This is a genomic window from Burkholderia sp. AW33-5 (assembly GCF_053427615.1).
This window is the reverse complement of record NZ_JBSAXA010000014.1, coordinates 168,622-176,137: the sequence shown is the minus strand read 5'-3', so window position 1 is coordinate 176,137 and position 7,516 is coordinate 168,622. Positions and strand designations below refer to the sequence as shown.

Annotated in this window: 8 protein-coding genes; 2 read left to right on the top strand and 6 right to left on the bottom strand. The window is 65.6% G+C overall.

The features are described from left to right. The 4 genes from ACV22V_RS22185 to ACV22V_RS22170 form a co-directional block, all read right to left on the bottom strand. On the bottom strand, positions 1 to 299 hold a 299-nt coding region (locus ACV22V_RS22185), incomplete at its 3' end, for an electron transfer flavoprotein subunit beta/FixA family protein (RefSeq protein WP_448015560.1). A gap of 229 nt (positions 300 to 528) precedes the next feature. Further along, the gene (locus ACV22V_RS22180) at positions 529 to 1,323 is read right to left on the bottom strand and encodes a MetQ/NlpA family ABC transporter substrate-binding protein (RefSeq protein WP_059529974.1); all 795 of its coding nucleotides are present in this window, start codon (positions 1,321 to 1,323) and stop codon (positions 529 to 531) included. A gap of 28 nt (positions 1,324 to 1,351) precedes the next feature. Then, entirely contained in the window at positions 1,352 to 2,005 is a 654-nt protein-coding gene (locus tag ACV22V_RS22175; protein WP_059529977.1) for a methionine ABC transporter permease, read from the bottom strand. Next, on the bottom strand, positions 1,995 to 3,029 hold the full coding sequence (locus ACV22V_RS22170) for a methionine ABC transporter ATP-binding protein (RefSeq protein WP_059509785.1): 1,035 nt from the start codon (positions 3,027 to 3,029) through the stop codon (positions 1,995 to 1,997). Before ACV22V_RS22170 ends, ACV22V_RS22175 begins: the two co-directional genes overlap by 11 nt. A gap of 216 nt (positions 3,030 to 3,245) precedes the next feature. Between ACV22V_RS22170 and ACV22V_RS22165 the strand changes: the two genes are divergently transcribed. After that, positions 3,246 to 4,169: an alpha/beta hydrolase gene (locus ACV22V_RS22165; protein WP_448015559.1), complete on the top strand. Its 924-nt coding sequence runs from the start codon at positions 3,246 to 3,248 to the stop codon at positions 4,167 to 4,169. Positions 4,170 to 4,191: 22 nt separating this feature from the next. Here the strand turns inward: ACV22V_RS22165 and ACV22V_RS22160 are convergent, their stop codons facing one another. Continuing rightward, a complete protein-coding gene (locus tag ACV22V_RS22160; protein WP_059699499.1) occupies positions 4,192 to 5,115 on the bottom strand; it encodes a histone deacetylase family protein in 924 nt (307 codons plus the stop codon). 43 nt (positions 5,116 to 5,158) lie between these two features. On the opposite strand from ACV22V_RS22160, the gene mltB reads away from it, so the two are divergent. Further along, a complete protein-coding gene (mltB, locus tag ACV22V_RS22155) occupies positions 5,159 to 6,508 on the top strand; it encodes a lytic murein transglycosylase B (protein WP_082721884.1) in 1,350 nt (449 codons plus the stop codon). Positions 6,509 to 6,584: 76 nt separating this feature from the next. Here mltB and cysM read toward each other — a convergent pair whose 3' ends face one another. Further along, positions 6,585 to 7,487: a cysteine synthase CysM gene (cysM, locus tag ACV22V_RS22150; protein ID WP_059529990.1), complete on the bottom strand. Its 903-nt coding sequence runs from the start codon at positions 7,485 to 7,487 to the stop codon at positions 6,585 to 6,587. Positions 7,488 to 7,516 lie beyond the last annotated feature (29 nt).

Sequence of the window (7,516 nt, the reverse complement as noted above, 5' to 3'; positions counted from 1 at the left end):
ATCTTCGCGACGGCCAGCGGCTCGACGCTGTCGTTCGACTCGACGAGGATCGCGCGATCCGCACCGATCGCCAGCGCCGTGCGCAGCGTTTCCTGCGCTTGCGTCACACCGACCGACACCGCGATCACTTCGGTCGCCACACCCGCTTCCTTCAGGCGCACCGCTTCTTCCACCGCGATTTCGTCGAACGGGTTCATCGACATCTTCACGTTCGCGATGTCGACGCCGGTGTTGTCCGACTTCACGCGGACCTTCACGTTGTAATCGACCACTCTTTTCACTGGCACCAGGATTTTCATGCACACGCTCCAAAGTTACGAATACGACCAGAGGCCATTCTATAGCGAGGCCTCATGACTGCGCGGCCAAGCGGACCAATCCATCGCGGCTATCGAGGATAGCGCTCATCTTCGGCGCGCCGGCAATAGCGAACGGTCGTTCTATTTTAAAAGAGAAAAAACCCGGACGCAAAGCCCGGGTTTTCGATCATCGACTCTAATCGTCACCGGGCGCGCCCAGCACCACGTATCACCAGGCGGCGATGACCGCGCCGCCGAACTTCTGTTCGATGAACTGCTTCACTTCCGCGGAATGGTAGGCCGCGACCAGCTTCGCGACCCACGGCTTGCTCCGGTCGGCCTCGCGAATCGCGAGGATGTTCGCGTAAGGGCCGTTCGGGCCCTCGATCGCGATCGCGTCCTGTTTCGGCTTCAACCCCGCTTCCATCGCATAGTTGGTGTTGATCGCCGCAGCGTCGACGTCGCCAAGCGAGCGCGGAATCTGTGCCGCATCGAGTTCGACGATCTTCAGCTTGCGCGGATTGTCGACGATGTCGAGCGGCGTCGCCTTCAGCCCGGCGTCCGCACGCAGCTTCAGCAGGCCCTGCTTCTGCAGCAACAGCAGCGCGCGGCCGCCATTGGTCGGATCGTTCGGCACCGCGATGCGCGCGCCCGGCTTCAACTCGGCCAGCGACTTCACCCGCTTCGAATAGATGCCCATCGGGAACGTGACGGTATCCGCGACCTTGATCAGCTTGTAGCCGCGATCCTTCACCTGCGCCTGCAGATAAGGATCGTGCTGGTAGCTGTTCGCGTCGAGATCGCCCGACGCGAGCGCCGCGTTCGGCTGCACGTAATCCGAGAATTCGACGATGCGGATGTCGAGGCCGCTCTTGGCCGCGACCTTCTTCACCACGTCCATGATCTGCGCGTGCGGACCGCCCGTCACGCCCACCTTGATGGTTTCGGTCTGCGCGTGCGCGCTCGCGAACAACGCGGCCGCGCCGAGTGCGGCCGCGAACTTCAGCATGAAACGTCGTTGCATCGTCTCCCCCTACCCATGAATGTCGTTATTACTTGTGGCTCAGCCGGCGCACGAGCCAGTCGCCGAACGATTGCACGATCTGCACGAACACGATCAGGATCGCGACGACCGTCCACATGACTTCCGGCAGATAGCGCTGGTAGCCGTAACGAATGCCGAGATCGCCGAGCCCGCCGCCGCCGATCGCACCGGCCATCGCCGAGTAGCCGACGAGCGAAACAAACGTGATCGTCAGCCCTGCGACGATGCCGGGCAGCGATTCGGGCAGCAGCACCTTGAACACGATTTGCGACGTCGTCGCGCCCATCGACTGCGCGGCCTCGATCAGCCCGCGGTCGACTTCGCGCAGCGCCGTCTCGACCAGCCGCGCGACGAACGGCGCGGCCGCGAGCGTCAGCGGCACGACCGCCGCAGCCGTGCCGATCGACGACCCCGTGACGAGCCGCGTGAATGGAATGACCGCGACCAACAGAATGATGAACGGTGTCGAGCGCACCGCGTTCACGATGCCGCCGAGCACGCGATTCACGCCGAGGTTCTGCAGCACGCCCTGGCGGTCGGTCAGGTAGAGCAGCACGCCGAGCGGCATCCCGACGAGCGCGCCGACCGCTCCCGAGATGCCGACCATGATCAGCGTCTCCCAGAACGACTGCACGAACATATCGAACATCTCACTCAACATACGAAAGCTCCTCTACCACCACACCTTGCTCGCGCAGGAACGCGAGTGCCTGCCCGACCTTGCCCGGTTCGCCGCCCGCGAGCACCGCGAGCGACCCGAACGCCTGCCCCTGGATCTCGTCGATCTGGCCGTGCAGGATATTGAAATCGAGTTCGTACCGGCGAATCGTCTCCGACAGGATCGGCTGGTCGACACCCGAGCCGGTGAATGCGAGCCGCAGCAAATGCCCGCTGCCCGTCTTCAGCCGCTCGGCCACGCGTGCCTTCAGCGCGGGCGGCAACTCCTGCGCGATCACGTCGCCGATCAATGCGCGCGTCACTTCGTGATGCGGCTGCAGGAACACGTCGATCACGCGGCCTTCCTCGACCACGCGACCCGCGTCGAGCACCGCCACGCGATCGCACACCTGCTTGATCACTTCCATCTGGTGCGTGATCAGCACGATCGTCAGGCCGAGTTCGCGATTGATGCGCTTCAGCAGGTCGAGGATCGCGCGCGTGGTCTCGGGATCGAGCGCCGACGTCGCTTCGTCCGACAGCAGCACCTTCGGCTTGCTCGCGAGCGCGCGGGCGATGCCGACGCGCTGCTTTTGGCCGCCGCTGATCTGCGCCGGGTAGCGGTCCTTCTGCGCGGACAGCCCGACGAGGTCGAGCAGCGGCAGCACGGCGGCCTCGATGTCGGCACGGCTCGCGCCAGCCAGTTCGAGCGGCAACGCGACGTTGTCGAACACCGTGCGCGACGACAGCAGGTTGAAGTGCTGGAAGATCATGCCGATTTCGCGGCGCGCTTCGCGCAGTGCGCCAGCCGGCAGCAGCGTGAGATCGCGCCCGCCGACGACGACGTTGCCTTCGGTCGGCCGCGTGAGCAGGTTGATGGTGCGCACGAGCGTGCTCTTGCCGGCGCCGCTTCGGCCGATGATACCGAACACCTCGCCCTGCGGGATCGTCAGATTGACGTTGTGCAATGCGTCGACCCAGCCGGTCGGCCCGGGGAAACGCTGCGACAGATTGCGTAATTCGATCATGTAAACAAAACGGCGGCCGACAGGCGAAGCCCGCCAGTCGGCCGCCGATGCATCTGGAATAGCCGGCGATTTTACCGCAAACGCCTCATTCCACTTAATAATCGATTTCGATCTTTTCATAACCAGACGAAATTAGAGGGGCACTGCTGGCCCGCCGTGCGAGTGCCGCGACTATGATCCGGAACACCGATGCCAACTAAACAGGAGACCCGCCAGATGACCGCCACCACGACGCAGACCGCCGCGCCCGCCGCCACCGCGGCACTGGACACGGCAGCGCCGCCCGCCCCGCGGATGGGCCGGCTGCGTACCGCGGACGGGCTCGAACTGGCGTCGTATCGCTGGCCGGCCGGCGACGGCACGGAGCCGCCGCGCGCGACGATCGCGCTCGTGCATGGCCTTGCCGAGCATGCGGGCCGCTACGCGGCACTCGCGGCCAGATTGAACGTGGCCGGCATCGACGTGCTGGCGATCGATCTGCGCGGGCATGGCCAGTCGCCCGGTAAACGCGCGTGGGTCGAGCGTTTCGACGAATACCTGAACGATGCGGATGCCCTCGTCGCCGAAGCCGCCCGCGACGATACGCCGCTCTTTCTGATGGGCCACAGCATGGGTGGCGCCGTCGCGGCGCTGTACGCGATCGAACGCGCGCCGGTTCGCGGCCACGCGCTGGCGGGTCTCGTGCTGTCGAGCCCGGCGCTCGCGCCGGGACGCGACGTGCCGCGCTGGATGCTCGCGATGAGCCGCTTCATCAGCCGCGTGTGGCCGAGCTTCCCCGCGATCAGGATCGACGCGGCGCTGCTGTCGCGCGATCCGGCCGTCGTCGCGGCCAATCGTGCCGATCCGCTCGTGCACCACGGCGCGGTGCCGGCACGCACCGGCGCCGAAATCCTCGATGCGATGGCGCGCATCGAGCGTGGTCGCGGCGCGCTACGCGTGCCGGTGCTTGTCTATCACGGCACCGAGGACAAGCTGACCGAACCGGACGGAAGCCGTGCGTTCGGCGCACGCGTCGGCTCGCCTGACCGCACGCTGACGCTATACGAAGGCGGGTTCCACGAAACGATGAACGATCTCGAGCGCGACCGCGTGATCGATGCGCTGATCGCGTGGATTCACGCGCACGTGCCGGCACGCTGAGCGCGCGCCGGCTCGCTCCCGGTCAGATGCCGGCCAGCACGCGCAGGTGCGCGACCACGCTGCGGCCGAGCGCGGACAAGTTGTAGCCACCCTCGAGGCAGCTCACGATGCGGCCCTGCGCGTGCCGGCGCGCGACGTCGACGATCTGCGTGGTCAGCCATTCAAAATCGGCCTCGACGAGACCGAGATTGCCGATGTCGTCTTCTCGATGCGCGTCGAAACCGGCCGACACGAACAGCATCTGCGGCTTGAACGCGTCGAGACGCGGCAGCCAGGACATGTCGACCGCTTCGCGGATCGCCATCCCGTTGCTGCGCGCAGGCATCGGCAGGTTGACCATGTTCGGCGCCTGATGATCGACGCCCGAGAACGGGTACAGCGGGTGCTGGAAGAAGCTGCACATCAGCACGCGCTCGTCGTTCGCGAACGCGGCTTCGGTGCCGTTGCCGTGATGCACGTCGAAATCGACGATTGCGACACGCTCGAGGCCATGGACATCGAGCGCATGCCGCGCGGCGATCGCGACGTTGTTGAAAAAGCAGAAACCCATCGCGCGCGCGGGTTCCGCGTGATGGCCGGGCGGCCGCACGCTGCAGAACGCATTCGCGTAGCGGCCTTCGATCACGGCGTCGGTCGCCGCGATCGCCGCGCCGGCCGCACGCAGCGCGGCGCGCCACGTGTCGCGGTTCATCAGCGTGTCGGGATCGATCTCGACGTAGCCGTCAACGGGCGTCATGCTGCGGATGTAGTCGATGTGAGCCTGCGTATGCACGCGGCCCAGCGCCACCTCGCTCGCGAACGGCGCGGTTTCGTGCACGATCAGGTCGTCGATGCGGCTCGCGATCAGCTGATCCTGGATCGCCGACAGGCGGGCCGGGCATTCCGGATGCCATTCCCCCATCTCGTGCAGCATGCAGTCGGGGTGCGTATAGAAGGCGGTTGCCATAAGCTGTCATCCGCGACGCAAGGTGCGCCGCAGGTCTCCATCAATGATGTCCATCGTCTGCCGCGAATTCGCCGCTAACTTACCACAACGGTGCGCTGCTTCGCCCCGGCACGCAGGATGCGTCGGGTATACTGCGCCGAACCCCATCGCCCTGTCCGCCCGCTTCGACATGAATTCCAGCAAGCCTGCCGCCCTTCTCTCCGCACTGTTCAGCGTTCGCGTCCCGCTCGTTGCCGCTGCCGTCGCCGTTACCGTGGCCGCCGCGCCCGCCGTCGCGCAGACGCAGCCCGCGAAGTCCCCCGGCACGCGCGTCGCGCAGGCGCAACCGCAGCAGCCGGCGCCGCAAGGCCAGACCTTCGAAGAGGAAATCGTTCCGCAGCGTTACGCGAACAACGCGAAGGTCGATGCGTTCATCGACGAGATGGTGAGCCGCAACGGCTTCGATTCCGCGAGCCTGCATGCGCTGTTCTCACGCATCAGCTACTCGGCCACCGCCGTGAAGCTCGTGAAGCCGGCGCCGACGCCTTCGGTGAAGAACTGGCGCGTCTATCGTTCGCGCTTCATCGAACCGATCCGCATCAACGCGGGCGTGAAATTCTGGAAGGCGAACAAGGCGACGCTGCAGCGCGCGTCCGAGGAATTCGGCGTGCCGCCCGAAGTGATCGTCGGCATCATCGGCGTCGAAACGATCTACGGCCGCTACATGGGCAACTTCCGCGTGCTCGATGCGCTGACGACGCTCACGTTCGACTACCCGGACACGCCGAATCGCGACAGCCGCCAGGCAACGTTCCGCAAGAATCTCGAGGACTTCCTCGTCTGGACTCGCGACAACCAGCTCGACCCGACCACCGTGCTCGGCTCGTACACGGGCGCGATCGGCATCCCGCAGTTCCTGCCGAGCAGCATCCGCGAGTATGCCGTCGACTACGACGGCGGCGGCCACGTCGATCTGCGCAGCAGTCCTGCCGATGCGATCGGCAGCGTCGCGAACTACCTGAAGCAGCACGGCTGGGAAACCGATCGCCCGGTAGTCTGGCGAATCACGCCCGACACGGGCAGCCTCGGCATCGCCCAGGCCGCCGCGGACGGTCAGCCCGAACCGCACTGGGCCCTGTCGCAACTGCTGCGCGCCGGCATGACGCTCAACGAGCCGACGGTCAACATCACCACCGAAGCCGGCACGCCGGTCACCGTGGTCGATCTGCCGTCGCCGGGGAGCGCGACCGAATACATGCTCGGCCTCAAGAACTTCTACGTGCTGACGCGCTATAACCGCAGCTTCTTCTACGCACTCGCCGTGTACCAGCTCGGCGAAGCCGTGAAGGCGCAGATGGAGGCGAATGGCGCACTGCCGCTGCCTGCGGCGGACACGGAAGCGCCGGCGCAGTAAGCACGGCCCGCGCAAAGAAAAAGCGCCGCTTGTGCGGCGCTTTTTTATCGCGTGATGCTGCTGATGCCGTTCGGGCTCAGGCAGGAAATACGCCGGTCGACAGATAGCGGTCGCCGCGATCGCAGACGATGAAAACGATCGTCGCGTTCTCGACCTGACGCGCGATACGCATCGCGACTTCGCATGCGCCACCCGACGAGATGCCGGCAAAGATGCCTTCGACAGCCGCGAGCCGGCGCGCCATCGTTTCGGACGCGGCCTGGCTCACGCTCTCGACGCGATCGACGCGGCTGCGATCGAAGATCGTCGGCATATAGGCTTCCGGCCACTTGCGAATGCCCGGAATGCGCGACCCTTCTTCCGGCTGCGCGCCGACGATCTCGATCGCCGGATTCTGTTCCTTCAGAAAGCGCGACGTGCCCATGATCGTGCCTGTCGTGCCCATCGCCGACACGAAGTGCGTGACGCGCCCCTCGGTGTCGCGCCAGATCTCCGGGCCCGTTCCTTCGTAGTGCGCGATCGGATTGTCGGGGTTCCCGAACTGATCGAGGATCACGCCCTTGCCTTCGCGCTGCATTTGCTCCGCGAGGTCGCGCGCCAGTTCCATCCCGCCCTTTACCGGCGTCAGGATGATTTCGGCGCCGTATGCGGCCATGCTCTGGCGGCGCTCGATCGACAGATCCTCCGGCATGATCAGCACCATCTTGTAGCCGCGGATCGCTGCTGCCATCGCGAGCGCGATGCCCGTGTTGCCGCTCGTCGCCTCGATCAGCGTATCACCCGATTTGATGCGACCGCGCGCCTCGGCCTTGCTGATCATCGACAGCGCCGGACGATCCTTCACGGAACCGGCCGGATTGTTGCCTTCCAGCTTCGCGAGCACCACGTTGTTGCGTGCGCGAATCTCGTCGTCCGGCAGGCGGACCAGTTGCACGAGCGGCGTGTTGCCGATCGTGTCTTCGATAGTTTTGTAAGCCATGGAGATACCGTGAGTGCGAGGCCGATCAA

Coding starts and splice junctions, on each gene's coding strand:
- ACV22V_RS22180 (WP_059529974.1), bottom strand. CDS start 1,323: ATGCAACGACGTTTCATGCTGAAGTTCGCGGCCGCACTCGGCGCGGCC.
- ACV22V_RS22175 (WP_059529977.1), bottom strand. CDS start 2,005: ATGTTGAGTGAGATGTTCGATATGTTCGTGCAGTCGTTCTGGGAGACG.
- ACV22V_RS22170 (WP_059509785.1), bottom strand. CDS start 3,029: ATGATCGAATTACGCAATCTGTCGCAGCGTTTCCCCGGGCCGACCGGC.
- ACV22V_RS22165 (WP_448015559.1), top strand. CDS start 3,246: ATGACCGCCACCACGACGCAGACCGCCGCGCCCGCCGCCACCGCGGCA.
- ACV22V_RS22160 (WP_059699499.1), bottom strand. CDS start 5,115: ATGGCAACCGCCTTCTATACGCACCCCGACTGCATGCTGCACGAGATG.
- mltB (WP_082721884.1), top strand. CDS start 5,159: ATGATGTCCATCGTCTGCCGCGAATTCGCCGCTAACTTACCACAACGG.
- cysM (WP_059529990.1), bottom strand. CDS start 7,487: ATGGCTTACAAAACTATCGAAGACACGATCGGCAACACGCCGCTCGTG.